Source organism: Pseudomonas sp. RA_5y_Pfl1_P24, assembly GCF_963970945.1.
Taxonomy (GTDB): Bacteria; Pseudomonadota; Gammaproteobacteria; order Pseudomonadales; family Pseudomonadaceae; genus Aquipseudomonas; species Aquipseudomonas tritici.
The window spans coordinates 65,594-89,357 of the sequence record NZ_CAXAOJ010000006.1 but is presented as its reverse complement, the minus strand read 5'-3'; the positions used below and the strand labels follow the sequence as shown (position 1 = coordinate 89,357).

The window sequence follows — 23,764 nt, the reverse complement described above, 5'->3', positions numbered from 1 at the left end:
TTGATCGCTCTGTCTTTTTATACAGTGACTGGGATTATATACAGTAGACTGCGCTTGGCAATCATCCTTTTCTACCACTCCGCTGGACGGTCATCGGGCATGCTTCCCACAAGGCAGAGATAGCGCTGCCTACAGACCGTTAGGGATGTGATTAAATAGCGATGAACTACATGACTGCCCGGCCGGAAAGCGAACCCCCAGGCTTGACAAGACACAGTCTGAAACGTATGTTTCAAACAAGTGTTTGTCAGGCGGAGTAGCCATGGCCCAGTCGGAAACCGTTGAACGCATTCTCGATGCTGCCGAGCAATTGTTCGCGGAAAAAGGATTTGCTGAAACTTCATTGCGGCTGATAACCAGCAAGGCAGGGGTCAACCTTGCTGCAGTGAACTACCATTTTGGCTCGAAAAAGGCCCTGATCCAGGCGGTGTTCTCGCGCTTTCTGGGGCCGTTCTGCGCCAGCCTCGACCGTGAGTTGGAGCGCCGCCAGGCCAAGGCTGATCACAAGCCTACCCTCGAAGACCTGCTGGAAATCCTGGTTGAACAAGCCCTGGTGGTTCAACCGCGCAGCGGCAACGACCTGTCGATCTTCATGCGTCTGCTGGGCCTGGCGTTCAGCCAGAGCCAGGGTCACTTGCGACGTTATCTGGAAGACATGTACGGCAAGGTATTTCGTCGCTATATGTTGCTGGTCAACGAGGCCGCCCCGCGCATTCCGCCCATCGAACTGTTCTGGCGCGTGCACTTCATGCTCGGTGCCGCAGCGTTCAGCATGTCTGGGATCAAGGCATTGCGGGCTATTGCCGAGACCGATTTCGGCGTCAACACCTCCATCGAACAGGTCATGCGCCTCATGGTGCCATTCCTCGCCGCCGGCATGCGTGCCGAAACCGGCGTGACCGACCCGACCATGGCCGCCGCCCAATTGCGTCCGCGCAGTAAAACCACGCCGGCTGTCGCCAAGGTTTAACCGCCCCGGGTGTGCGAGGCCGCTTGCATCCGCTAAGCTAGCCGCCATGCCGATTTCAGCTATTTATTCGCAACCCGTTGTGCTCACCGCGCCATTCGCGCCGCGTGAGGGCAACGGGTTGCGTGCGTTATTTAAGGAAGGTTTATGACTGCTGCCCTGCAAGGTTCTTTGATGGTCGACGTTGCCGGTACCTGGCTGACGGCCGAGGACCGCCACCTGCTGCGCCAGCCTGAAGTGGGCGGCCTGATCATTTTCGCGCGTAATATCGAGCACCCGCGCCAGGTGCGTGAATTGAGCGCGGCAATTCGTGCCGTGCGCCCGGATCTGCTGCTGGCAGTCGATCAGGAAGGCGGTCGTGTACAGCGCCTGCGCCAGGGTTTTGTGCGCCTGCCGGCCATGCGTGCGCTGGCGGATAACCTGAATGCCGAGTACTTGGCCGAGCAGTGCGGTTGGGTCATGGCGACTGAAGTACTGGCCGTGGGCCTCGACCTGAGCTTCGCCCCGGTGCTCGACCTGGACTATCAACGCAGCGCAGTCGTCGGCACCCGTTCCTTCGAAGGCGACCCCGAGCGCGCCGCCGTGCTGGCCGGTGCCTTTATCCGTGGCATGAACAGCGCCGGCATGGCTGCTACAGGCAAACACTTCCCGGGCCACGGTTGGGCTGAGGCTGATTCACACGTGGCGATTCCCAATGACGAACGTAGCCTGGAAGAGATTCGCACGAATGACCTGGTGCCGTTCGCGCGGCTGAGCAAGCAGTTGGCGGCGGTAATGCCGGCGCATGTTATTTACCCGCAGGTTGACGCTCAGCCAGCTGGCTTTTCGCGTCGATGGTTGCAGGATATTTTGCGCGGCGAATTGCAGTTTGATGGGGTGATTTTCAGCGATGACCTGTCGATGGCCGGTGCACATGTGGTCGGTGACGCGGCCAGCCGGATTGAAGCCGCGTTGACGGCTGGTTGTGATATGGGGCTGGTGTGCAATGATCGGGCGGCGGCTGAGTTGGCACTGACGGCCGCTCAGCGTATGAAGGTCACCCCATCGGCGCGCATTGCGCGGATGCGGGGGCAGGCGATTGCTTCGACGGATTACAAGCAGGATCCGCGGTGGTTGGCGGCGCTTACCGCGTTGCGGGATGCTCAGCTGGTCGGCTGAAAACCGCGTCGCGGCTATCGCAGGCAAGCCAGCTCCCACATGGGAATGCATTCCAAGGTGGGAGCTGGCTTGCCTGCGATAGCGGTCTAACCGTCAACGCTTCTCTTGCTTGTGGGGCAACGGCGCAAACAACGCTTCAATATCCTCATTGCCCAACTGCCAATCCCCGGTCGTGCGCCCATCCAGCACACCCGCCGCCAAGTCTGACTTTTCCTTCTGAAGGTGCTGGATTTTTTCCTCCACCGTACCCCGCGCAATCATCTTGTAGACGAACACCGGCTTCTCCTGCCCTATCCGGTACGCCCGGTCAGTCGCCTGATTCTCCGTAGCTGGGTTCCACCATGGGTCGTAGTGGATCACCGTGTCGGCTTCGGTCAGGTTCAGGCCTACACCGCCGGCCTTCAGGCTGATCAGAAAAATCTGCAGCTTGCCACTCTGGAAGTCCTTTACCGGCGTACGCCGATCGCGGGTCTGGCCGGTCAACAGCGCGTAGGCCACGCCACGCTTTTTAAGCTCCGCTTCGATCAGGCTCAGCATCGAGGTGAACTGGGAGAACAGCAAAATTCGCCGTCCTTCGGCAAACAGTTCTTCGAGCATGTCCATCAAGCTATCGAGCTTGCCCGAGCTACTGCCCCGTGCGGGCAGGGCGGCGTCGTTGACCAAACGTAAATCGCAGCACACCTGACGCAACTTCAACAGCGCTTCAAGAATGATGATCTGGCTGCGCGCCACGCCCTTGCGGGTAATCTCGTCTCGCACCTTATTGTCCATGGCCAGGCGCATGGTTTCGTACACATCGCGCTGCGCCTCGTTGAGGTCGACCCAGTGGATGATCTCGGTCTTGGGCGGCAACTCCGTGGCCACCTGTTCCTTGGTGCGTCGCAGCAGGAAGGGTTTGATCCGACCGTTTAGGTGCTGCAATCGCACATCGCTGGCGCGCTTTTCGATGGGCACGCGGTAATCGCGGTTGAAACTTTTTACATCGCCCAGCCAGCCCGGCAACAGGAAGTGGAACAGCGACCACAGTTCACCCAAGTGGTTTTCCAGCGGCGTACCACTCAGGCACAAGCGCTGCCGCGCATTCAGCTCGCGCGCCGCCTGGGCGGCTTTGCTATTAGGGTTCTTGATGTATTGCGCTTCATCGAGGATCAGCACATGCAAGGGCAGGGCGGCGAGCTGTTCGATGTCCTTGGGCAGCAGGGCGTAGGTGGTCAGCAGCAGGTCATAGTCCTGCAGGTTGGCGAAGTGTTTCTTGCGCGTTGCGCCATACAGCGCCAACACCTTGAGCTGTGGCGTGAAGTGCGCTGCTTCATCAAGCCAGTTGGGAATCAGGCTGGTGGGCATCACGACCATGCACGGCCGGTCCAGGCGCCCGGCGGCTTTCTCAGTGAGAATATGCGCCAGGGTCTGCAGGGTTTTGCCCAGGCCCATGTCATCCGCAAGTATCCCGCCAACGTCCAGCTGACGCAGCGACTGCATCCAACTCAAGCCTTCCAGTTGATACGGGCGCAAGGTCGCGTTCAGCCCTTCGGGCGCCACGCAGGTGAAATCCTTGATATCCCGCAGGCGTTGGGCAAAGTTACGGATCTTTTCGCCACCTTCCCATTGCAGTGGCAGGTCTTCCAGCGGGTTCAGGCGAATCGCATCAGCCTTGGCCAGGCGCAGCGTGGTGCTGCCGGCTTCTTGCAGGTAGAACTCGCCCAGGGTGGCCAGCACGGGTTTCAGCCGGCCGTAAGGCAAGGCCACTTGCAGCGGACCATGGCCATTGGGCAAGCCGGGAATGTTCACCAGGATCAGCTCATCATCGCGGCGTCGCGCGATTTTTTCCGGATTCAGGATCTCGGTGTGTGAGCGCATCAGGTTCAGCAGGATCGGCAGCAGGCTCAGCCGTTCGCCGTTGACGATAATCCCCAGCTCCAGGTCGAACCAGTCACGTTCCGGCCCTTCATCGACGGTGGCGTACCAGTCATCGACGGCGCTCAGGTCGAACCCGAAATCTTCTTCGATCTGCAACTCCCAACCCTCGGCCCGCAAGGTCGGCGAGGCATTGAGGGTAAAGTTCAGCCAGGCGCTGTCATTGACCAGCTCGAACAGCTCGCCGGCGCTTTCCGGCAGGGCTTTGCTCTGACGCGTGGCGATCTTGAAACCGAGCAACCGAAGTTGCTCGCGATAGGGTTGCTCCAGCTCGGGATGCCGCTTGATGCGCAGGCTCTGGGTGTCCTGGCGCACGATGATGTCGGCGTTTTTCTGCCCGCTGACGTAATTGCCCAAGTAGTTGAAGGACAGTGCCGCGCGGTGCTGGATGTAGCGCTGCATCTTGCCGTTGCGCGGTTCAAATGCACTGAACTCGACACTGGCCAACCACAGACGCGGTACGGGCGGCACGTCTTCCATCACCACCTGCGGCAACGCCACGCGGTTTTCCAGCACGGCCTGGAGTTTTTCCAGCAACTCGGCATCCTGTGCGGCGGCCGGGTAGGCCAGGGTTTCCTGGACTTTAAGCAGCACCGCCGCGATGTGTTTGCAGTTGGTGTGCACCGGGCAGGTACAGCGGCTGTCCACCAGTATCAGCGTGCCTTTGGCCGATTCGCGCAGCGAGATGGTTTGCCGATAAACGTTGCTGCCCGAGCCTTCGCAGCTGGCGATGATGGTGCTGTCGCCGGACTCAACGATGCGCACCCGGTTCTCCAAGGCATAACGTCGCCCGCGCTCCAGGCTCTGCTCTTTGAAGCGATTGGCCCACGAAGGGGCCAGGGGTTTGGTCAGCGACGACGTCAGGGCCATGGCGCTGGATCAGTCCTGAATGTCGGGCGGTGGTGCGCTGGGTGGCTTGGCGGTCAGCGAGGTGATCTTGATCAGCAGCGCCAGGTGGCCGCCATCCAGGTAGTTGAGTTGGTTGTTCTTGGTGCGCACGTCGGTCTGGCTCAAGTGTTCGCTGGCGATCACACTGCCGTTGCTGTCGAACTGGTTGATCCAGAAGTTCGCATCGATATCGGTAAATCGGCCCAGTTGCAGGCTCAATACGCCTTCGATAGGAAACTGACCAAACTGCTCCTGGCCGTCGGAGATTGCGACGTTGACCGGCTGCTCCCCCAGGTTCTGTTCCCACGCCTTGTGTAACAGCACCGTGTAGGTGGAGTCAGCGCGCAGCTTATCGACAATGTTGGACAAGCGCGGCGGGCTCAGTTTATCGCCCAAGCGCGCTGCGCCAGCATCCCAGTTTTCCGGGGCGGCGCGGCTGTTGAGCGGCGGCTCTGCGTTCTGGCGCACCAGGATCATTTCCACCAGGTACGGGCTATCGGCAAATGCCGCAGGTGCCACTGCCACCAACAACAAGCTCAAAATGCGGAACAGGCGCATTGGGGCGTCCTTCAAGCAGATTTCGGGATGAGGCGCTCGAACAACGCCTCCAGTGTATTAAAGCGTTCTTCGGCCCGTTCCATCGGCACCATGAACTTGAACAGCGTAGCCCCTTCGAACTTGTAGCGGTTCGGCTGGCCCTGGATCATCTTGATCAGCACCAATGGGTCCACCGGGGTCTGTGCTTCAAATTCGATGCGCCCGCCCTGCGGCCCGGCGTCGACTTTCTTGATGCCCAACTGCTCGGCCTGCAATTTGAGCAAGGTCAGGCGCACCAGGTTCTTGGTCGGTTCCGGCAGCAGGCCGAAGCGGTCGATCATCTCCACCTGTAGGTCCTTGAGGCCTTCTTCGTCGGTGGCCGAGGCGATGCGTTTGTACAGGATCAACCGCGCATGCACGTCCGGCAGGTAGTCTTCGGGAATCAACGCCGGCAAGCGCAGGTTGATTTCCGGACCGCCGCCCAAGGGTTGATCGAGGTTCGGTTGCTCGCCTTTGCGGATGGCTTTCACCGCGCGTTCAAGCATCTCCATATACAGGGTGAAACCCACCGCCTGGATCTGCCCGCTCTGGCCGTCGCCCAGCAGCTCGCCGGCGCCACGGATTTCCAGGTCGTTGGTGGCCAGTACAAAACCGGCGCCCAGGTCCTGAGTGTTGGCGATGGCTTCCAGGCGCTTTTCCGCGTCGGAAGTGATTTGCTGGCGCGGCGGCGTGAGCAAATAGGCATACGCCTGGTGGTGACTGCGACCCACCCGGCCGCGCAGCTGGTGCAGCTGCGCCAGGCCGAATTTGTCGGCGCGCTCGATGATGATGGTGTTAGCGCTCGGCACGTCGATACCGGTCTCGATGATGGTCGAGGCGATCAGCACGTTGAAGCGCTTGTGGTAGAAGTCGCTCATCACCTGTTCGAGTTCGCGTTCGCGCATCTGCCCGTGGCCGATGGCGATGCGCGCTTCCGGTACCAATTCGGCGAGGTCGGCAGCACATTTCTCGATGGTCTTCACATCGTTGTGCAAGTAGTAAACCTGCCCGCCGCGCAGCAATTCCCGTAGCAGCGCTTCCTTGACCGTGCTTTTGTTCTGCTCCATCACAAAGGTGCGTACCGACAAGCGCCGCGCCGGTGGCGTGGCGATGATCGACAGGTCGCGCATGCCCGACACCGCCATGTTCAGCGTGCGCGGAATCGGCGTAGCGGTGAGGGTGAGGATGTCGACTTCGCTGCGCAGGGCCTTGAGTTGTTCCTTCTGACGCACCCCAAAACGGTGTTCTTCGTCGATGATCACCAGGCCGAGGTTCTTGATCTTCACATCGTCCGACAACAGCTTGTGGGTGCCGATCACGATGTCGATCTTGCCTTCCGCCAGGTCAGCGATGGCGGCGTTCACTTCCTTGGCCGACTTGAAGCGGCTCATCACTTCCACGGTCACCGGCCAGTCGGCAAAGCGATCGCGGAAGCTGTTGTAGTGCTGCTGGGCGAGCAGGGTGGTCGGCACCAGGATCGCTACCTGGCGGCCGCCGTGCACGGCGATGAAGGCGGCGCGCATCGCCACTTCGGTCTTGCCGAAGCCCACGTCGCCACACACCAGACGGTCCATCGGCTTGGGCGCGAGCATGTCGGCGCGCACCGCTTCGATGGTGGTTTGCTGGTCCGGGGTTTCTTCGAAAGCAAAGCCGGCGCTGAAGGTGGCGTAGTCGGCTTTCGGGTCGGCGAACGCGTAACCTTCGCGCGCTGCGCGGCGGGCATAGATGTCGAGCAGTTCGGCGGCGACGTCGCGGACTTGTTCGGCGGCCTTGCGCTTGGCCTTCTGCCAGGTCTCGGAACCCAGGCGATGCAACGGCGCCAGGGCGTCGTCGCTGCCGGTGTAGCGGGCGATCAGGTGCAGGCTGGCCACCGGCACGTAGAGCTTGGCGCCCTCAGCGTATTCCATGGTGAGGAATTCGGCGGCCTGGTTGTCGATTTCCAGGGTTTGCAGGCCGAGGTAGCGGCCAACGCCGTGGTCGATATGCACCACCGGCGCGCCTTCGCGCAGCTCGGTGAGGTTTTTGATCACCGCGTCGTTGTTGGCGTCGGCGCGTTTTTCGCGGCGTCGACGTTGCATCACGCGCTGGCCGAACAGCGGGCTCTCGGCGATCAGCGCCAAGGCCGGGTCGTCCAGCAACAGGCCTTCGTCCAGCGGTGCTATGGTGATCGCCAGGCGTTCTTTGCTTTTTACAAAGTCCGGCCAGCTGTCGACGGTTTTCGGTCGCAGCTTCAGGCGTTCCAGCAGCTCCAGCAGGACTTCGCGACGCCCGGCGGACTCAGCGGTAAACAGCACGCGGCCAGGGAAGTCGCCCAGGAAGTTGGACAGCGCTTCCAGCGGTTGTGTGGCTTTAGCCTGGATCGCCAGGTCCGGCAGTGTCCCCGCCGGGAAGCGCTCGCGGCCACTACCCGCGTCCACATCTTGTTGGCTGGCAACTACGCGTGGCCAGTTTTTCAAGCGCGCGAAGCAATCTTCTACCGGCAGGAACAGCTCGGCGGGCGGCAATAAAGGCCGGGACGGATCAACGCGGCGCTCTTCATAGCGGTTACGCACGTCGTTCCAGAAGTTTTCTGCCGCCTGCTCGATACCCGGCAGCGAGAATACTTGCGTGTCCTGGGGCAAGTAATCGAACAAGGTAGATGTTTCGTCGAAGAACAGCGGCAGGTAGTACTCGATCCCCGCGGGTGTAATCCCGCTGCTCAAGTCCTGAAAGATCGGGCAACGACGGAAGTCGACGTCGAAACGCTCACGGAAGCGCGCCTTGAAGCGCGTGACCGCGTCTTTTTGCAGCGGGAATTCCCGGGCCGGCAGCAGCTTGATCGAGTCGACTTTGTCGATGGAACGCTGGTTTTCCGGATCGAAGGTGCGCAGGGTCTCGATTTCGTCATCGAACAGGTCGATGCGATAGGGCACTTTACTGCCCATCGGGAACAGGTCGATCAGCGCACCGCGCACTGCAAATTCACCGTGCTCGTACACCGTGTCGACGCAGCGGTAGCCGCTGGCCTCCAGGCGCGTGCGCATCTGTTCCACATCGAGCTTCTGGCCGATATCCAGGACCAGGCTGCTGCCCAGCAGGAACTTGGTCGGTGCCAGGCGATGCAGTGCCGTGGTGATCGGCACCACCAGCACACCGTGGGCCAGTTCCGGCAAGCGGTACAGGCTGGCGATGCGCTGCGAGATGATGTCCTGATGCGGCGAGAACAGGTCGTAGGGTAGGGTTTCCCAATCGGGAAAATGCAGCACCGGCAAATCGGGGGCGAAGAAGCTCAGCTCCTGCTCCAACCGTTCGGCACTTTGGCTGTCGGCGGTGAGCAGCAGGGTAAAGCGCTTGGCTGCGCTGGCAGCCTCGGCGATGGCCAGGCTAAGGGCGGCACCGGGCAGGTTGCCCCAGTGCTGTTTACCTGCCGCGGCAGGGAGAAGCGGTAGACGCAGAACGGGCACGGAAGGTTGAGCTCCAAGCGTTGCGACAAAGTCGGTAATTGTAACGGCCAGAGGTGCCGCCTGTCAGTTTCTGACTGAGCCTATTACGGTTTGTAGGAAATGTAGTGGCTAAGACAAACAATGGCGTGTTTTGACTCAATATGTAGTGCCGAAATACGCGATTGTTTTGGAGGGTTACGGACAAGTCGGCGTTGTTGCCCAAAGAGAGGTCTTCTGGAACCCGCGTATTTACTGGGCTCCAGCGGGGTGGCTTTTTTGCGCAAAGCTTTTTTGTTGTAGGACGCGCATTGCTCCAAGGGCAGTCGGGCGGCATAATGTAGCCCCTTTTTTCAGCCCCTACATGTGGAAGGTTCCCGTGACTCAGAAGCCCGACCAGTGTCTTGGTGAATGGATCGACCGTGAAGCACTCGCAGAAGCGATGATCCCGCTTATCGGTCAGCTGTACCGCAATAACAATGTGGTGAGCTCGATCTATGGCCGCAGCCTGATCAACCAGTCTGTCATCGCGATTCTCAAAGCTCACCGCTTTGCGCGTCACCGTTCCGCCGACGACAGCGAACTCTCCGTCCACGAAACATTCCCACTGCTCAAAGCCATGAGCGAGCTCAAGCTCGGCGCGGCTTCGGTAGACCTGGGCAAGCTGGCCTATAAATTCCGCAAAGAAGGCGCAGGCCGCAGCGCCGAGCAGTTCGTGCGTGAAGAAATGGCTGATGTGGTTGGCCAGCAGAGCGCCGCAGCCCGCAAAGGCACCGACGTTGTGCTGTACGGCTTTGGTCGTATCGGCCGCCTGTTGGCGCGCATCCTGATCGAAAAAACCGGTGGTGGCGACGGCCTGCGCCTGCGGGCCATCGTGGTGCGCAAAGGCGCCGAGAACGACCTGACCAAACGCGCCAGCCTGCTGCGCCGCGATTCGGTACACGGTTCGTTCAACGGCACCATCACCATCGACGAAGAAAACAGCACCATCACCGCCAACGGTAACCTGATCCAGGTGATCTACGCGAAGAACCCGTCCGAGGTGGATTACACCCAGTACGGCATCAAGGACGCTCTGCTGGTGGACAACACCGGCGTATGGCGTGACGCCGAAGGCCTGGGCCAGCACCTGGCCTGCCCAGGTATCGACCGCGTTGTCCTGACCGCGCCTGGCAAGGGCAAGCTGAAGAACATCGTGCACGGCATCAACCACGCTGAAATCACGGCTGACGACAAGATCGTGTCCGCCGCTTCCTGCACCACCAACGCCATCGTGCCGGTGCTGAAGGCGGTGAATGACAAGTTCGGTATCGTCAATGGCCACGTTGAGACGGTTCACTCGTACACCAACGACCAGAACCTGATCGACAACTTCCACAAGGGCGATCGCCGTGGCCGCAGCGCCGCGTTGAACATGGTGATCACCGAGACCGGTGCTGCCACTGCTGCTGCCAAGGCCCTGCCTGAGCTGGCCGGCAAGCTGACCGGTAACGCGATCCGCGTGCCGACGCCTAACGTGTCGATGGCGATTCTCAACCTGAACCTTGAGAAAGCCGCTACCCGTGAAGAGATGAACGAGTACCTGCGCTACATGGCGCTGCACTCCGATCTGCACAAGCAAATCGACTACGTCAACTCGCAGGAAGTGGTCTCCACTGACTTCGTTGGCTCGCGCCACGCCGGAGTGGTGGACGCTGAGGCGACCATTACCCAGGACAACCGCGTTGTACTGTATGTCTGGTACGACAACGAGTTCGGGTACAGCTGCCAGGTGGTTCGCGTGATGGAAGACATGGCTGGGGTCAACCCGCCTGCGTTTCCACGCTAAGCATTAGCGGTAAGTGAAAAAGCCCCGACTGGTTCGGGGCTTTTTCATGGCTGGGGGTTTTGTGTTGTCTTTGGGGCCGCTTCGCAGGCAAGCCAGGTCCCGCATTTGGACCGCGTACTCCCTGAAAAAACGCGGTCAAAATGTGGACGCGGCGATGCGACGATTCGACGTGCCTCGCGAAGGCGGCAGTTCAGTCGGCGCAAATCCTCAATTCAGCAATTTGCTGCGCAACTCCTCGGACAACCCCTTGGGCGCCAACCAGATCCCCAGGTAGGCCCTCGCCAGCGCGTCATCGCGACTGCTGAACAGCACTTGCCCATTGATCTCCAGGTTCAAGCCACGCCCTGGTCGATAATCCAGGGCATATCGATCACCGGCTTGAATGTCACGAAAGCGGGCATGCAGTTTTTCCAGCTCAGGCTTCAAGCTCGCGCTGGATTGCTGGCGTTCCAGGGTCGTATTGGCCGCCTTGATCACGTCATTGCGGTCGATGTCGCGAAAGTAATACAGCGTCAGGCGCAGCGCCTTTTTCTGCTCCCAGGCCTGTTTGGCGCTCAATTCCGAAGGGGTATACAGCGCGGCCGCGTACACGTCGGCCCAGAGGTAGGTGAGCACAGCCTGGTTTTTCAGGGGCAGTTCCTGTGACTGTGCCGGGAAGTTGGCCTGCTTTAGCCGTTCCGCCTCATTGGCGTGTGCTGTGATCGACAGCATCAGTAATAAACAGAAAACTATATGCCGCATAATGGCCCGTCCCGAAAAGATGCGTGACTACAGGGTAATTCATTTTCCGGCAGCGGCAGGGTTCAGGGATAATCTGCGCTGTGTAGTAAAGGCAATACTGGCCTACGACGCGACCAAGGGTTAATGTGCGCGGCGTTACGCCTTATATAGACTGTGCCCCGGTTCACACACTTGAGCCAAATTGTCCTTCATGACCGCTGGCCGCGGCATGATTTAGCCCGGCGTCCAACCGTACGCCTGGCCTGTTCTGAGGAGTACGCATGGCTGTCTACAACTACGACGTGGTGGTACTGGGTTCCGGCCCAGCTGGAGAAGGTGCGGCGATGAACGCCGCGAAGGCCGGGCGCAAGGTGGCGATGGTCGATAGCCGTCGCCAAGTCGGCGGTAACTGCACCCACCTGGGCACCATCCCGTCCAAGGCCTTGCGTCACTCGGTGCGCCAGATCATGCAGTTCAACACCAACCCGATGTTTCGGGCCATTGGTGAGCCGCGCTGGTTCTCGTTCCCGGACGTGCTGAAAAGCGCCGAGAAAGTCATCTCCAAGCAGGTTGCTTCGCGTACGGGCTACTACGCCCGTAACCGTGTCGACCTGTTCTTCGGCACTGGCAGCTTCGCCGACGAGCAAACCGTCGAAGTGGTCTGCCCCAACGGCGTGGTCGAGAAGCTAGTGGCCAAGCACATCATCATCGCCACCGGTTCACGCCCGTATCGTCCGGCGGATATCGATTTCCACCACCCGCGTATCTACGATAGCGACACCATCCTGAGCCTGGGCCACACCCCGCGCAAACTGATCATCTACGGTGCCGGCGTGATCGGCTGTGAATACGCCTCGATCTTCAGCGGCCTGGGTGTGCTGGTGGAGTTGGTCGACAACCGTGACCAGTTGCTGAGCTTCCTCGACTCGGAAATTTCCCAGGCGTTGAGCTACCACTTCAGCAACAACAACATTACCGTGCGCCATAACGAAGAGTATGAGCGGGTCGAAGGCCTGGATAACGGTGTGATCCTGCACCTCAAGTCCGGCAAGAAGATCAAGGCCGACGCCTTGCTGTGGTGCAACGGCCGTACCGGCAACACTGACAAGCTCGGCATGGAAAACATCGGGGTCAAGGTCAACAGTCGTGGTCAGATCGAGGTCGACGAAAACTACCGTACCTGCGTGACCAATATCTACGGCGCCGGTGACGTGATCGGCTGGCCGAGCCTGGCCAGTGCCGCCCATGACCAAGGCCGTTCGGCGGCGGGCAGCATCGTCGACAATGGCAGCTGGCGCTACGTGAACGACGTGCCGACCGGGATCTACACGATTCCCGAGATCAGCTCGATCGGCAAGAACGAGCACGAACTGACCAAGGCCAAGGTGCCCTACGAAGTGGGCAAGGCGTTCTTCAAGAGCATGGCGCGTGCGCAGATCGCCGGTGAGCCGCAAGGCATGCTGAAGATCCTGTTCCACCGTGAAACCCTGGAAGTGCTCGGCGTGCACTGCTTCGGCTACCAGGCTTCGGAGATCGTGCACATCGGCCAGGCGATCATGAGCCAGCCGGGTGAACTCAATACCCTCAAGTATTTCGTCAACACCACGTTCAACTACCCGACCATGGCTGAAGCCTATCGGGTAGCTGCCTACGACGGCCTCAACCGGCTTTTTTGAGCGGCTCCGGCCGGTGGCCTGAGCCGGCCGGGGAGACCGATTTCAGTAATTCCCGAGGGTGGCAGTGGCCAAACCGGGAAAGTCTGTAATCAGGCTATCTACGCCGAAGTCGGCGAGCCTGCGCATCAGCGCAGGTTCGTTGACTGTCCACACGGATACGTGCAAACCCTGGCGCTGGGCTTTTTCCAGACGTTCAGGGGTGCACAGCGTCCAGTTCAACGCCAGATACTCACAGCCGTAGTTTTGCGCGACCTTCAGCGGGTCGAGCCAGGCGTACTCGGCCACCAGGCCGCGTGACAGGTCGGGGGTGAGGTCAACCGCTGCTTTCAATACTTCCCTTGAGCTTGAGGTGACGGTGACTTTGTCCATCAGGCCAAAGCGCACGGCCATCTCGCGGATCGCCAGCACCGTGGTGGCGGCGCGGGTGCGTGAGGCGCTTTTGACTTCCAGTTGCCAGTGATCGAAGTCGCACTTTTCGAACAGCTCCTCCAGGCGCGGGATCGGGCACGGCTGGATCCAGCCCGGGCCGCCTTTGCGCGCATCCATCTTCACCAGGTCCGCCGCCGAATACTCGACGACCTTGCCACGCCGGTCGGCGGTGCGTTTGAGGGTCGGGTCGTGCATGACCATCAGCTCGCCGTCCATGGACAGGTGCAAGTCCAGTTCGCAACGGCGTACGCCGTGCTTGAGGCACTCCTGAAAGCTGGTCAGGGTGTTTTCCGGTGCTTCGCCTTTGGCACCGCGATGGCCGTAGATCAGGGTCACAGTTGCTCCTTCGCGCCAGGATGACTGGCGTAGTGAATACACATTCAGATGTCGTCGCTTTGTTCCCGCGCCAGGCGACGTTCCTGGGCCTGTTTCTGCAGGATGTAGCGCGCGAGCAGTTGGCGTTGGGCATCGGTCATGGATTCGAATTCCGTGCCGACGTCAAAGGCATCGCCTTTGGGATCGCAATGGGTGATGCGCGCGCGCAGCAGCAGGCCGAGCGCCTGGGGCATCAGCACCAGTTTGACCGCGAGGTGCGCGCCAGTCGCCAGGGGAGTGGGGTGTTGGAAGTCGATACCGCCTTCGGAAATGATCACCGGTTGCGGTGCGCCGACCTCATCCAGCAGGCCGCGCGCCATGATTTGGCTGAGCAGGTCCACGCGTTTGTTCTGCACGCGGAGGAAGGCGGCGAGGGTGCGATCCTTCTCGCTGAGCTGACGCAACAGGTGCTGGGCTTCGAATTCACTCAGGTGCAACTCGCTGAGCAGGTTGAACAGCGGCGAATCATCCAGCAACACTTCCTTGCTCGCCGCTTCGGGGGCAGACAGGCTTTTGATTTGGAGTGCGATCATGTCGTCGATACGGTAGTATTCGCGGCGCTCTTCTTCATCTAATGTCGACATGGCGAACCCCAGGTAACGGTAATGGTCTGAGTGTAAAGCTGCTTACCAGACCCCGCCACCGGGACGTCTTCTTTTCCTCCGAACAAGCCCCGACATGTTCAGACCTCTCTTCGTATTTATCGGCACGCGTTATACCCGTGCAAAGCGTCGCAATCATTTTGTGTCGTTCATTTCCTTGACCTCGATGATCGGGCTCGCCTTGGGCGTGGTCGTGATGATCGTGGTGCTCTCGGTGATGAACGGCTTCGATCATGAGATGCGCACCCGCGTGCTGGGCATGGTGCCCCACGCGACTATTGAGGGCGATGCGCCCATCAGTGACTGGCAAAGCCTCGCCGACAAGGTCAAGCAGAACCCCAAGGTACTGGCCGTTGCGCCGTTTACCCAGATGCAGGGGTTGCTGACCAACGACGGCAAGGTGCAGAAGATCCTGCTCAATGCCATCGACCCGGCCCAGGAACGTAAAGTCTCGATCATCGACAAGTTCATGTTGCAGGGCAAACTCGATGACTTGGCGCCGGGCAGCTTCGGCATCGTGATCGGCGACAAGGCTGCGGCCAAGCTCGGCGTGGGCCTCGGCGACAAGCTGACCTTCGTCGCGCCGGAAGTCACTGTGACCCCGGCCGGCATGTTTCCGCGCATGAAGCGCTTTACCGTGGTGGGCACCTTCCACGTGGGTGCCGGCGAGATCGACGGCTACCTCGGCCTGACCAACCTCACCGACCTGGCCCGCCTGCATCGCTGGCAGCCGGACCAGGTGCAGGGCTTGCGCCTGAAGTTCAACGACCTGTTCGACGCGCCGCGCGGTGCCTGGGAAATCGCCCAGCATTTGGGTGAGAGCCAATACTACGCCCGCGACTGGACCCGTACCCACGGCAACCTGTACCAGGCCATCCGCATGGAAAAAGCCATGATCGGCCTGCTGTTGCTGCTGATCGTCGCCGTGGCGGCGTTCAATATCATCTCCACGCTGGTGATGGTGGTGAATGACAAGAAGGGCGATATCGCCATCCTGCGCACGCTTGGCGCCACGCCGGGGCAGATCATGGCGATCTTTATGGTGCAAGGCACGGTGATTGGCGTGGTCGGCACCTTGATCGGCACCGCCGTCGGGATCCTGGCGGCGTTGAATGTCAGCGCCGCCATTGCCGCACTGGAAAACGTGCTCGGCCATAAGTTTCTCAACGCTGACGTCTACTTCATCGACTACTTGCCGTCCCAGGTGCAGACCCAGGACGTGTTGATGGTGGGCGGCGCTGCGTTGGTCCTGAGTTTCCTTGCCACCCTGTATCCAGCCTGGCGCGCGGCGCGTACCCAGCCAGCACAGGCCTTACGTTATGAGTGAATCGGGCATGAGTGAAAAAGCAATCCTGAGCTGCCGAAACCTGGGTAAATCCTACGAGGAGGGCCCGGAATCTGTTGTCGTGTTGTCCAACCTGCAACTTGAGCTGCACCCCGGCGAGCGCGTGGCGATCGTTGGTAGTTCCGGTTCCGGCAAAAGTACCTTGCTGAACCTGCTGGGCGGGCTTGATACGCCGTCCCAGGGCAGCGTATGGCTGGCCGGTGAAGAACTGTCGGCCCTGGGCGAAAAGGCCCGTGGCCAATTGCGCAACCGTTCTTTGGGCTTTGTGTACCAGTTCCACCACCTGTTGCCGGAATTCACGGCGCTGGAAAACGTGTGCATGCCGCTGTTGATCGGCAAGACCGCGATCCCGCAAGCCCGCCAGCGCGCCAAGGCCTTGCTGGAACGCGTCGGCCTCGGCCATCGCCTGGAACACAAGCCGGCCGAACTGTCCGGTGGCGAGCGTCAGCGTGTGGCGATTGCCCGCGCCCTGGTGAACAACCCGGGCCTGGTGATGCTCGACGAGCCCACCGGCAACCTCGACTCCCACACTGCCCAGGGCATCAAGGACTTGATGCTGGAACTGAGCACCCAGATGCGCACCGCGTTCCTGGTGGTGACCCATGACATGAGCATGGCCCGGCAGATGGACCGCGTGTTGCACCTGCAGGAAGGTCATCTGGTCGCCATCTGACCCGTTTCAAGCCCGGTGCTTTAAGCGCCGGGCTTTTTCATTTTTTCAGGCGGTGCACGCGAATGTTCAGACCGTTATCGATTTTCATCGGCACGCGCTATACCCGCGCCAAGCGCCGCAACCGTTTTGTATCGTTTATCTCGATGACCTCGATGATCGGCCTCGCCTTGGGCGTATTGGCGATGATCGTGGTGCTGTCGGTGATGAACGGCTTCCAGCGCGAAATGAGCTCGCGCATTCTCGGCATGGTGCCCCACGCCACCATCGTCGGCGTGAACCCGATTGACGATTGGCAGCCCGTGGCTGCCGCCGCGATGAAGAATCCGGAAGTGACTGCCGCAGTACCTTTCACACAGATGGACGGCATGTTTTCCTACAAGGGCGCGATGCAGCCGATCGAGATCAGCGGCGTCGACCCGGCGCAGGAAGGCAAGGTGTCGATCGTGGCCCAGCACATCGTGCGCGGCAAACTGGATGACCTGAAACCCGGCGAGTTCGGCGTGGTGGTCGGCGAAATCACTGCCCGGCGTTTTCGCCTGAATGTGGGGGACAAGCTGACCCTGATCGTGCCGGAAATCAGCACCGCACCGGGAGGGATCACCCCGCGCATGCAGCGCTTGAACGTGGTCGGGATCTTCAAGGTTGGCGCCGAGCTGGATGGTTCGATGGCCTTGATCCACATGGCCGACGCGGCCGAGATACAGCATTGGCAGCCGAACCAGGTGCAAAGCGTGCGCCTGGCGGTGAAAGACCTGTATGCGGCGCCCAAGGTCTCGGCGGATATCGCCGCCAGCCTGGGCGCGGCCTATAAGCCTGATAATTGGACGCACACTCAAGGCAGCCTGTTCAGCGCAATGAAAATGGAAAAGACCATGATCGGCCTGCTGTTGCTGATGATCGTCGCTGTGGCGGCGTTCAACATCATTGCTACCTTGATCATGGTAGTGAACGACAAAGGCGCAGACATTGCGATCCTGCGCACCATCGGCGCCACGCCACGGCAGATCATGGCGATCTTCATGGTGCAGGGCACGGTGATCGGTATCGTCGGCACCTTGATCGGTGGTGTGCTTGGCGTGATAGCGGCGCTGAACGTGAGTGAGCTGGTGGCTTGGGTGGAGCGAGTCACCGGGCAGCACATCTTCAGTTCGGATGTGTACTTTGTCAGCAACCTGCCTTCGGAGCTGCAAGGTGGGGATGTGGTGCTGATCTGCGCGGCGGGGTTTGTGTTGAGCTTTTTGGCGACGCTGTACCCGGCGTATCGGGCGGCGAAGATAGAGCCGGCGCATGCCCTCAGGTATTCGTAGGATGTAAGACTGCTTTCGCGAGCAAGCCCGCTCCCACATTTTGACCGCATTTCACAGGATGTACTCGGTCGAATGTGGGAGCGGGCTTGCTCGCGAAAGGGCTGGCCCAGCTTGCATCAACCCTCCATGGGCAACTCAATTACAAACCGCGTCAACCCCACTTCAGACTCACAAAAAATCCTCCCCCCATGCGCCCGCACAATCGACTGGGTAATCGCCAACCCCAGCCCCGCGTGCTCGCTGCTGCCCTCGTGCCGCGCTGGATCAGCCCGATAGAAGCGGTCAAACAACTTCGGTAACAGCTCGGGTGGAATGCCTTCCCCTGTGTTCTCAACCGTCAACCTCACGCCATCCGTCATCTGCACCCTTACGTCGCCGCCCGCTGGCGTAAACCGCAGCGCGTTATCCAGCAAGTTCGACAGGGCCCGGCGCAACATGCTGCGATCACCCCGCGTATGGGCAGTACCTTCGCGAATCAGGCTGACTTGGGCGTCTTCCGCCAGCAACGCGAAAAACTCAAGCAAAGCATCCACTTCATCAGCCAGCGCCAAAGGCACACGCTTAGGCATGAGCAAACCATGGTCTGCCTTGGCCAGGTACAGCATGTCGTTGACCAACTGCGCCATCCATTGCAGCTCTTCCAGGTTGCTGTGCAGCGCCTCGCGGTAATCCTCCAGCGGGCGTGGCTGGGTCAGGATCACTTGGGTATGGGTCAGCAGGTTCGACAGCGGCGTGCGCAGTTCATGGGCGATATCGGCGGAGAACGCTGAGAGGCGCTGGAACGCATCGTCCAGGCGACCCAGCATGGCGTTGAAGGCCTGGGCCAGCTCCGCCAGTTCCACCGGCATGTGTTTCTGAGGCAGGCGTTGGGTCAGGGAGTGCGCGGACACACTGGCAGCCACTTCACCCATGCGTCGCAACGGCCGCAACCCACTGCGCGCGGCCCAGGCGCCGAGCAGGGCGGTGGCCAGGGCCGACAGGCCGACGGTGAGCCAGATCAGGTGCTGCATGCGCTGCAGGAAATGTTGGTGGTGGGTGATGTCGAGCATCAGCGTCAGTTGGGGTGAGTCGGGTTGGTTTGCCCTCAGCGGCGCGTTGTACACTCGATAGTCGGTGCCGGCATTTTGCAGGCTGTGCAGGCCGGGTGCGTCTGGCAAGTTCACGCTTGGCGCATCGTCCAGCCAGCGGCGGCCGGCGGCGGTGATGCGCAGCCTGAGCTCGGGTTGGCGATTGAGTTCGGCGCGCAGTTGCGCTTCACGTCTGGCGAATGCATCTGGCGAATCGACACCCTGCAAGGTGCTGCGCAGCGCCACCAGTTGGCTGTCGAGCTGTTGCTGGTCCAACTCAATGAAGTGCGCCTCGCTGGCGTGGTTGAACAGCACGCCGGCGATCAACGACACCACTGCGGTGCAGGCGGCAAACAGCAGCGCCAGGCGGCTGGCCAGGGACAGGCGCTTGATCAATTGACGCGCTCCTCCAGCACGTAACCCATGCCGCGTACGGTGTGGATCAGTTTGGTAGGGAAGTTATCGTCGACTTTCAGGCGCAAGCGGCGGATCGCGACTTCGATGATGTTGGTGTCGCTGTCGAAGTTCATGTCCCAGACCTGTGAGGCGATCAGCGATTTGGGCAGCACTTCGCCCTGGCGGCGCAGCAGCAATTCCAGCAGGGAGAATTCCTTGGCGGTCAGGTCGATACGCTGGCCGTCCCGTTCGACGCGGCGGCGGATTAGGTCCAGGCGCAGGTCGGCCAGGTGCAGTGCGGTTTCCTGAGGCGAGCTGCTGCCACGGCGCAACAGGCTGCGTACGCGGGCCAGCAGTTCGGAAAAGGCGAAGGGTTTGACCAGGTAATCGTCTGCGCCCAGTTCAAGACCGTGCACACGGTCTTCCACCGCGTCGCGCGCGGTGAGGAACAGCACCGGGATGTCCAGGCCTGCACTGCGCACGGCTTGGAGGATTTGCCAGCCATCACGGCCGGGCAGCATCACGTCGAGGATCAGCAAGTCGTAGTCCCCGGTCAGTGCCAGGTGCTGGCCGCTGGTACCGTCGGCCACCAATTCGGTTGTAAAGCCCGCCTCGGCCAGTCCCTGGCGCAGATAATGGCCGGTTTTGGGTTGGTCTTCGACGATCAGCAGTTTCATGGGCGGCTCTTGGCAACGGTTCACGACGGCTTTATACCTTGGGTGCCAGGGCAGGGGGCCAAGCTGACAAAGTTGTAATCTAGCAGTCAGCTGGCTGGCAGCGACGTCATCTTAGAGTGCTGCCCAAGCGCGTTACACATTTTTGGAGAATAGACATGGCGTTACGTACACCCCTGTTGTTGGCGGGTTGCCTGCTGGCGTTGAGTTTCGATGCGGTGGCTGATGCGGCGCACGCCTATGCGTTCGGCCAGGCAGCCCCTGCGAGCAAAGCCACGCGCACCGTGGAAGTGACGCTGCAGGACATTTCCTTTTCGCCAAAGTCCCTGGACGTAAAAGCTGGTGAGACGGTGCGCTTTGTACTGGTCAACAAGGGCCGGTTGCTCCACGAATTCAACCTGGGTGACGCGGCCATGCATGCCGAGCACCAGAAGGAAATGTTACAGATGCAGGCCAGTGGCATGCTCACCGCCACCGGTATGGGCGAAATGGACCACAGCGCCATGGGCCATGGCGCGATGAAACATGATGATCCCAATAGCGTATTGGTCGAGCCTGGTAAAACTGCCGAGCTGACCTGGACTTTTACAAAGGCCACGGGCCTGGAGTTTGCCTGCAACCTTCCGGGGCATTACCAGGCGGGCATGGTCGGCAAGCTTAACGTCAACTAATTCGCAGATGGCGTCTTGAAGCGAGTCCGGTGAAGCGCTTGCCTGAGTCTTGCGTAGCAGCTGTCGAGCCTTGGCGAGGGCGCGTTTGCAGAGTGTCAGGCGCACCGCTGACGCAGCCTCGCCGAGGCTCGACAGCTGCTACTGGGTGGGGCGGCGCTGTGTTTCTTAAGGGTAGTAGCAAAGGCTGGTAGACTGGCGCGGTTTATTTAGCCAGGTTTCCGCCATGCATCCCGCAGCCGAACATTCGCCGCTGGGCAAGTCCAGTGAATACATCTCCACCTACACCCCTTCGTTGCTGTTCCCGATCCCGCGTGCCGCCAAATGGGCCGAGCTGGGCCTGAGCGCCGAGACCTTGCCTTACAAGGGCGTGGATTTCTGGAACTGCTTCGAACTGTCCTGGCTGCTGCCGTCGGGCAAGCCGGTGGTGGCCATCGGTGAATTCAGTATCCCGGCCGACTCGCCGAACATCATCGAGTCCAAGTCGTTCAAGTTGTACCTCAACTCGCTGAACCAGACCGCGTTTGCCGATACGACCAGCCTTGAGGCGACTCTGCGTACCGACCTCAGCGCCGCTGCCGGCAAACCGGTGAGCGTGCGCATCCGCAGCCTGGCCGAGATTGAGGCCGAAGGCGTGATGGCGTTGCCCGGCGTGTGCATTGATGAGCTGGATATCAACGTCAGCAGCTACGAGCATCCGCGCCCGGAATTACTGCGTTGCGATGAATCGCGCATCGTGGAGGAGAGCGTGCACAGCCACCTGCTCAAATCCAACTGCCCGGTGACCAGCCAGCCGGACTGGGGCAGTGTGGTGGTGGAGTACCGTGGCTCGGCGCTGGATCACGCCAGTCTGCTGGAATACCTCGTGAGCTTTCGCCAGCACTCGGACTTTCACGAGCAGTGTGTAGAGCGCATTTTTCTCGACCTGCAGCGTTTGCTCAAGCCTGAGAAGTTGACGGTATATGCGCGGTATGTGCGGCGTGGCGGGTTGGATATCAACCCGTATCGCAGCACGGAGGAGGTGGCGTTCCAGAACGTGCGCCTGGCCCGTCAGTAGCCTTCATATAAAGCCAATGTGGGAGCTGGCTTGCCTGCGATGGCGGTGTATCAGTCGACTGAATAATGACTGAAAGATCGCTATCGCAAGCCAGCTCCCCCATTGGGTTCTGCGTTTGGCTTGGGGCAGGAATCAGATCCCGATGTTGCCCAAAGTGACCATGATGTTGCGCAAAGTCCCGGAAATGACCGGGTGTTCGGCGTCGAACTCGATAGCAGCTTGATTCACATCGTCAGAAATACTGGGTGTCTGGGTGGCCGGTTCCAGTTCAAGTTGTAATTCGAACTTGGCAATCAAGGCCTCCAGCGCTTCACGTTTCTCTTCCGACAGCGGCGGTTCCTGTTCCAACTGCCCGCGCAGGATCTCGACCTGTTCTTCCAGTTTTTTGCGATCAGGCATGACATGTTTCCTTTTATCGATAGGCACTGGCATAGACCGCGGCACGCCGAGAAAGGTCTACGGGCTGACCTGTAGATTAATCCACCGGCGGCGACTGTGCATGATCCGTGTCAGGGCTTTTCGCCTTTGAGCTGGCGCAGGCTGATGTCGGCCAGGCAGGTGCCGAGTTCGCCCAGGTGATCAATGACCGAGTGCACGCCCAACCCGTACAGGGCGACGGTGGCCTTGCCGCGCTTGTGTTCGCGCTCCTGTTCGGTCAGCGCTTGCCATTGTTCGGGTGCCATGCCGCACAGCGAGCCGCAGGAGGCCAGGCCGATGGTCCACAACCCGGCATTGAGCCCGGATTGCAATAGGCGCGGTTCGCCGCTGACCAACACGCAGCCTCCCAGGTGTTCGATGTTCAGCGCCATCAAGGCTTGCCAGCAGGCATGCGGCGCCGGCCAGCGGATCGAGGAAGGTGGCGTCGCCTTGACCCAGTCTGGCAGCGTGACGGCCAGGGGCGTAGTGACAGAGGGAGGGAGTTCATCCAGCCAGGCGCAGGGGACGCCTTGTTCCTTGAGGCTGCGCAGGATTTTCAGCGCGCCAGGTGTGGCTTGGGAATCGGGGGCGGTCGAATCGGTGCGCGCCCGGGAACCGAAGTCCACCAGGCAGCCACTCAAGCCAAACAAAACGGCAGTCAAGGCGGGAGCACTGGCGATGGCTATTTCGGCGTGAGGCATGTCGACATCCCTGAAATAGCTCTGACGGTATCGAGGCTAGATGACAATTCGATGACAAGATTGTTAATTGTAGGAATTTTGTCCATTTTGCGTGCGACAGCTTCCCGGAAGCTGCCTAATTGGACACTTCCGTCATATACTGAACGCCTTATTCAGGGCATAGCGCCCATGACAGACCATTCAAGGAGCAAAAGCTATGCGCTGGAGCCACTACTTCGCTCAGCTGTCGGTGTGTGCCACTGTCTTGCTGGCCCCGTTCGCCGCACACGCAGCGTCGGAAGATGATCCATGGGAAAGCGTCAACCGCCCGATCTTCACCTTCAACGACACCGTTGATACCTATGCCCTCAAGCCATTGGCCCAAGGCTATGAGTGGATTACCCCGCAATTTGTCGAAGACGGTATCCACAACTTCTTCCGCAACATCGGCGATGTCGGCAACCTGGCCAACAACGTGCTGCAGCTCAAGCCTCACAATGCCGGGGTCGACACTGCCCGTTTGCTGGTCAACACCACCTTCGGCGTGCTCGGCTTTATTGATGTGGGCACCAAAATGGGGCTGCAACGCAGCGATGAAGACTTCGGCCAGACCCTCGGCTACTGGGGTGTTGGCAGCGGTCCATACGTGATGATCCCGCTGCTGGGCCCAAGCACACTGCGCGATGCGCCGTCCAAGTACGTGGACAGCTACACGCAGCCGTACCGCTACATGGATGATGTTTCCCTGCGCAACAGTGTCATGGGGCTGGGCATTGTTGACGCCCGCGCCAGTTTGCTCGACAGCGAAAAACTGATCACAGGTGACAAGTACACCTTCATCCGCAACGCCTACCTGCAGAACCGCGAGTTCAAGGTCAAGGATGGCAAGGTTGTCGACGACTTCTAAGCTGTGACGTTTTGAAATGAA

General features: G+C 60.3%; 20 protein-coding genes. 10 read left to right on the top strand and 10 right to left on the bottom strand.

Features of this window, described 5'->3' with window-relative positions:
• The first annotated feature begins 262 nt into the window (after positions 1-262).
• Both AACY30_RS11440 and nagZ read left to right on the top strand, forming a co-directional pair.
• Positions 263-970 (top strand): TetR/AcrR family transcriptional regulator, encoded by a 708-nt coding sequence (locus AACY30_RS11440; RefSeq protein ID WP_065874839.1) that lies wholly within the window; start codon positions 263-265, stop codon positions 968-970.
• A 144-nt stretch (positions 971-1,114) separates the two neighbouring features.
• Positions 1,115-2,125, top strand: coding sequence for a beta-N-acetylhexosaminidase (gene nagZ, locus AACY30_RS11435; RefSeq protein WP_339540337.1), 1,011 nt, complete (start codon positions 1,115-1,117; stop codon positions 2,123-2,125).
• Between the two features lie 93 nt (positions 2,126-2,218).
• Here nagZ and AACY30_RS11430 read toward each other — a convergent pair whose 3' ends face one another.
• The 3 genes from AACY30_RS11430 to mfd are packed head-to-tail and all read right to left on the bottom strand — an operon-like array spanning position 2,219 to position 8,946.
• Positions 2,219-4,909: a DEAD/DEAH box helicase gene (locus AACY30_RS11430; protein WP_339540336.1), complete on the bottom strand. Its 2,691-nt coding sequence runs from the start codon at positions 4,907-4,909 to the stop codon at positions 2,219-2,221.
• A 9-nt stretch (positions 4,910-4,918) separates the two neighbouring features.
• Positions 4,919-5,485, bottom strand: coding sequence for a CsiV family protein (locus AACY30_RS11425; RefSeq protein WP_339540335.1), 567 nt, complete (start codon positions 5,483-5,485; stop codon positions 4,919-4,921).
• Between the two features lie 11 nt (positions 5,486-5,496).
• A complete protein-coding gene (gene mfd / locus AACY30_RS11420; RefSeq protein ID WP_339540334.1) occupies positions 5,497-8,946 on the bottom strand; it encodes a transcription-repair coupling factor in 3,450 nt (1,149 codons plus the stop codon).
• Between the two features lie 340 nt (positions 8,947-9,286).
• Here mfd and AACY30_RS11415 point away from each other — a divergent pair, with 340 nt between their 5' ends.
• Positions 9,287-10,750, top strand: a complete 1,464-nt coding sequence (locus AACY30_RS11415; protein WP_339471144.1) for a glyceraldehyde-3-phosphate dehydrogenase — start codon at positions 9,287-9,289, stop codon at positions 10,748-10,750.
• 207 nt (positions 10,751-10,957) lie between these two features.
• Here the strand turns inward: AACY30_RS11415 and AACY30_RS11410 are convergent, their stop codons facing one another.
• On the bottom strand, positions 10,958-11,491 hold the full coding sequence (locus tag AACY30_RS11410; protein WP_339540333.1) for a chalcone isomerase family protein: 534 nt from the start codon (positions 11,489-11,491) through the stop codon (positions 10,958-10,960).
• A 260-nt stretch (positions 11,492-11,751) separates the two neighbouring features.
• On the opposite strand from AACY30_RS11410, the gene sthA reads away from it, so the two are divergent.
• Positions 11,752-13,146 carry a Si-specific NAD(P)(+) transhydrogenase gene (sthA, locus tag AACY30_RS11405; RefSeq protein WP_220074510.1) on the top strand — a complete coding sequence of 465 codons (1,395 nt, stop codon included), beginning with the start codon at positions 11,752-11,754 and terminating at the stop codon, positions 13,144-13,146.
• A gap of 42 nt (positions 13,147-13,188) precedes the next feature.
• Here the strand turns inward: sthA and AACY30_RS11400 are convergent, their stop codons facing one another.
• Both AACY30_RS11400 and AACY30_RS11395 read right to left on the bottom strand, forming a co-directional pair.
• Positions 13,189-13,911, bottom strand: coding sequence for a glycerophosphodiester phosphodiesterase (locus AACY30_RS11400; protein ID WP_339414862.1), 723 nt, complete (start codon positions 13,909-13,911; stop codon positions 13,189-13,191).
• A gap of 44 nt (positions 13,912-13,955) precedes the next feature.
• Positions 13,956-14,534, bottom strand: a complete 579-nt coding sequence (locus AACY30_RS11395; RefSeq protein ID WP_339540332.1) for a PilZ domain-containing protein — start codon at positions 14,532-14,534, stop codon at positions 13,956-13,958.
• A 94-nt stretch (positions 14,535-14,628) separates the two neighbouring features.
• On the opposite strand from AACY30_RS11395, the gene AACY30_RS11390 reads away from it, so the two are divergent.
• The 3 genes from AACY30_RS11390 to AACY30_RS11380 all read left to right on the top strand — a co-directional run bounded on the left by AACY30_RS11390 (position 14,629) and on the right by AACY30_RS11380 (position 17,877).
• A complete protein-coding gene (locus tag AACY30_RS11390; RefSeq protein ID WP_339414861.1) occupies positions 14,629-15,879 on the top strand; it encodes a lipoprotein-releasing ABC transporter permease subunit in 1,251 nt (416 codons plus the stop codon).
• Positions 15,880-15,886: 7 nt separating this feature from the next.
• Entirely contained in the window at positions 15,887-16,570 is a 684-nt protein-coding gene (lolD, locus tag AACY30_RS11385) for a lipoprotein-releasing ABC transporter ATP-binding protein LolD (protein WP_164487915.1), read from the top strand.
• 62 nt (positions 16,571-16,632) lie between these two features.
• Positions 16,633-17,877 (top strand): lipoprotein-releasing ABC transporter permease subunit, encoded by a 1,245-nt coding sequence (locus tag AACY30_RS11380; protein WP_339540331.1) that lies wholly within the window; start codon positions 16,633-16,635, stop codon positions 17,875-17,877.
• A 116-nt stretch (positions 17,878-17,993) separates the two neighbouring features.
• On the opposite strand, the gene AACY30_RS11375 is transcribed toward AACY30_RS11380, so the two are convergent.
• Positions 17,994-19,340 carry a heavy metal sensor histidine kinase gene (locus AACY30_RS11375; protein WP_339540330.1) on the bottom strand — a complete coding sequence of 449 codons (1,347 nt, stop codon included), beginning with the start codon at positions 19,338-19,340 and terminating at the stop codon, positions 17,994-17,996.
• Entirely contained in the window at positions 19,337-20,017 is a 681-nt protein-coding gene (locus tag AACY30_RS11370) for a heavy metal response regulator transcription factor (protein WP_339471137.1), read from the bottom strand. Before AACY30_RS11370 ends, AACY30_RS11375 begins: the two co-directional genes overlap by 4 nt.
• 155 nt (positions 20,018-20,172) lie before the next feature.
• Between AACY30_RS11370 and copI the strand changes: the two genes are divergently transcribed.
• Positions 20,173-20,685 (top strand): copper-resistant cuproprotein CopI, encoded by a 513-nt coding sequence (gene copI / locus AACY30_RS11365; RefSeq protein ID WP_339540329.1) that lies wholly within the window; start codon positions 20,173-20,175, stop codon positions 20,683-20,685.
• Between the two features lie 223 nt (positions 20,686-20,908).
• Positions 20,909-21,739, top strand: a complete 831-nt coding sequence (queF, locus tag AACY30_RS11360; protein ID WP_339471133.1) for an NADPH-dependent 7-cyano-7-deazaguanine reductase QueF — start codon at positions 20,909-20,911, stop codon at positions 21,737-21,739.
• A 132-nt stretch (positions 21,740-21,871) separates the two neighbouring features.
• Here queF and AACY30_RS11355 read toward each other — a convergent pair whose 3' ends face one another.
• Positions 21,872-22,138, bottom strand: a complete 267-nt coding sequence (locus AACY30_RS11355; RefSeq protein WP_339414855.1) for a DUF4404 family protein — start codon at positions 22,136-22,138, stop codon at positions 21,872-21,874.
• A 110-nt stretch (positions 22,139-22,248) separates the two neighbouring features.
• On the bottom strand, positions 22,249-22,857 hold the full coding sequence (locus AACY30_RS11350) for an HAD family phosphatase (RefSeq protein WP_339540328.1): 609 nt from the start codon (positions 22,855-22,857) through the stop codon (positions 22,249-22,251).
• Between the two features lie 196 nt (positions 22,858-23,053).
• Here AACY30_RS11350 and AACY30_RS11345 point away from each other — a divergent pair, with 196 nt between their 5' ends.
• Positions 23,054-23,743 (top strand): MlaA family lipoprotein, encoded by a 690-nt coding sequence (locus tag AACY30_RS11345; protein ID WP_049709410.1) that lies wholly within the window; start codon positions 23,054-23,056, stop codon positions 23,741-23,743.
• The last annotated feature ends 21 nt before the right edge of the window (positions 23,744-23,764 follow it).

Coding starts and splice junctions, on each gene's coding strand:
- AACY30_RS11440 (WP_065874839.1), top strand. CDS start 263: ATGGCCCAGTCGGAAACCGTTGAACGCATTCTCGATGCTGCCGAGCAA.
- nagZ (WP_339540337.1), top strand. CDS start 1,115: ATGACTGCTGCCCTGCAAGGTTCTTTGATGGTCGACGTTGCCGGTACC.
- AACY30_RS11430 (WP_339540336.1), bottom strand. CDS start 4,909: ATGGCCCTGACGTCGTCGCTGACCAAACCCCTGGCCCCTTCGTGGGCC.
- AACY30_RS11425 (WP_339540335.1), bottom strand. CDS start 5,485: ATGCGCCTGTTCCGCATTTTGAGCTTGTTGTTGGTGGCAGTGGCACCT.
- AACY30_RS11415 (WP_339471144.1), top strand. CDS start 9,287: ATGTGGAAGGTTCCCGTGACTCAGAAGCCCGACCAGTGTCTTGGTGAA.
- AACY30_RS11410 (WP_339540333.1), bottom strand. CDS start 11,491: ATGCGGCATATAGTTTTCTGTTTATTACTGATGCTGTCGATCACAGCA.
- sthA (WP_220074510.1), top strand. CDS start 11,752: ATGGCTGTCTACAACTACGACGTGGTGGTACTGGGTTCCGGCCCAGCT.
- AACY30_RS11395 (WP_339540332.1), bottom strand. CDS start 14,534: ATGTCGACATTAGATGAAGAAGAGCGCCGCGAATACTACCGTATCGAC.
- AACY30_RS11390 (WP_339414861.1), top strand. CDS start 14,629: ATGTTCAGACCTCTCTTCGTATTTATCGGCACGCGTTATACCCGTGCA.
- lolD (WP_164487915.1), top strand. CDS start 15,887: ATGAGTGAAAAAGCAATCCTGAGCTGCCGAAACCTGGGTAAATCCTAC.
- AACY30_RS11380 (WP_339540331.1), top strand. CDS start 16,633: ATGTTCAGACCGTTATCGATTTTCATCGGCACGCGCTATACCCGCGCC.
- AACY30_RS11370 (WP_339471137.1), bottom strand. CDS start 20,017: ATGAAACTGCTGATCGTCGAAGACCAACCCAAAACCGGCCATTATCTG.
- copI (WP_339540329.1), top strand. CDS start 20,173: ATGGCGTTACGTACACCCCTGTTGTTGGCGGGTTGCCTGCTGGCGTTG.
- queF (WP_339471133.1), top strand. CDS start 20,909: ATGCATCCCGCAGCCGAACATTCGCCGCTGGGCAAGTCCAGTGAATAC.
- AACY30_RS11355 (WP_339414855.1), bottom strand. CDS start 22,138: ATGCCTGATCGCAAAAAACTGGAAGAACAGGTCGAGATCCTGCGCGGG.
- AACY30_RS11350 (WP_339540328.1), bottom strand. CDS start 22,857: ATGCCTCACGCCGAAATAGCCATCGCCAGTGCTCCCGCCTTGACTGCC.
- AACY30_RS11345 (WP_049709410.1), top strand. CDS start 23,054: ATGCGCTGGAGCCACTACTTCGCTCAGCTGTCGGTGTGTGCCACTGTC.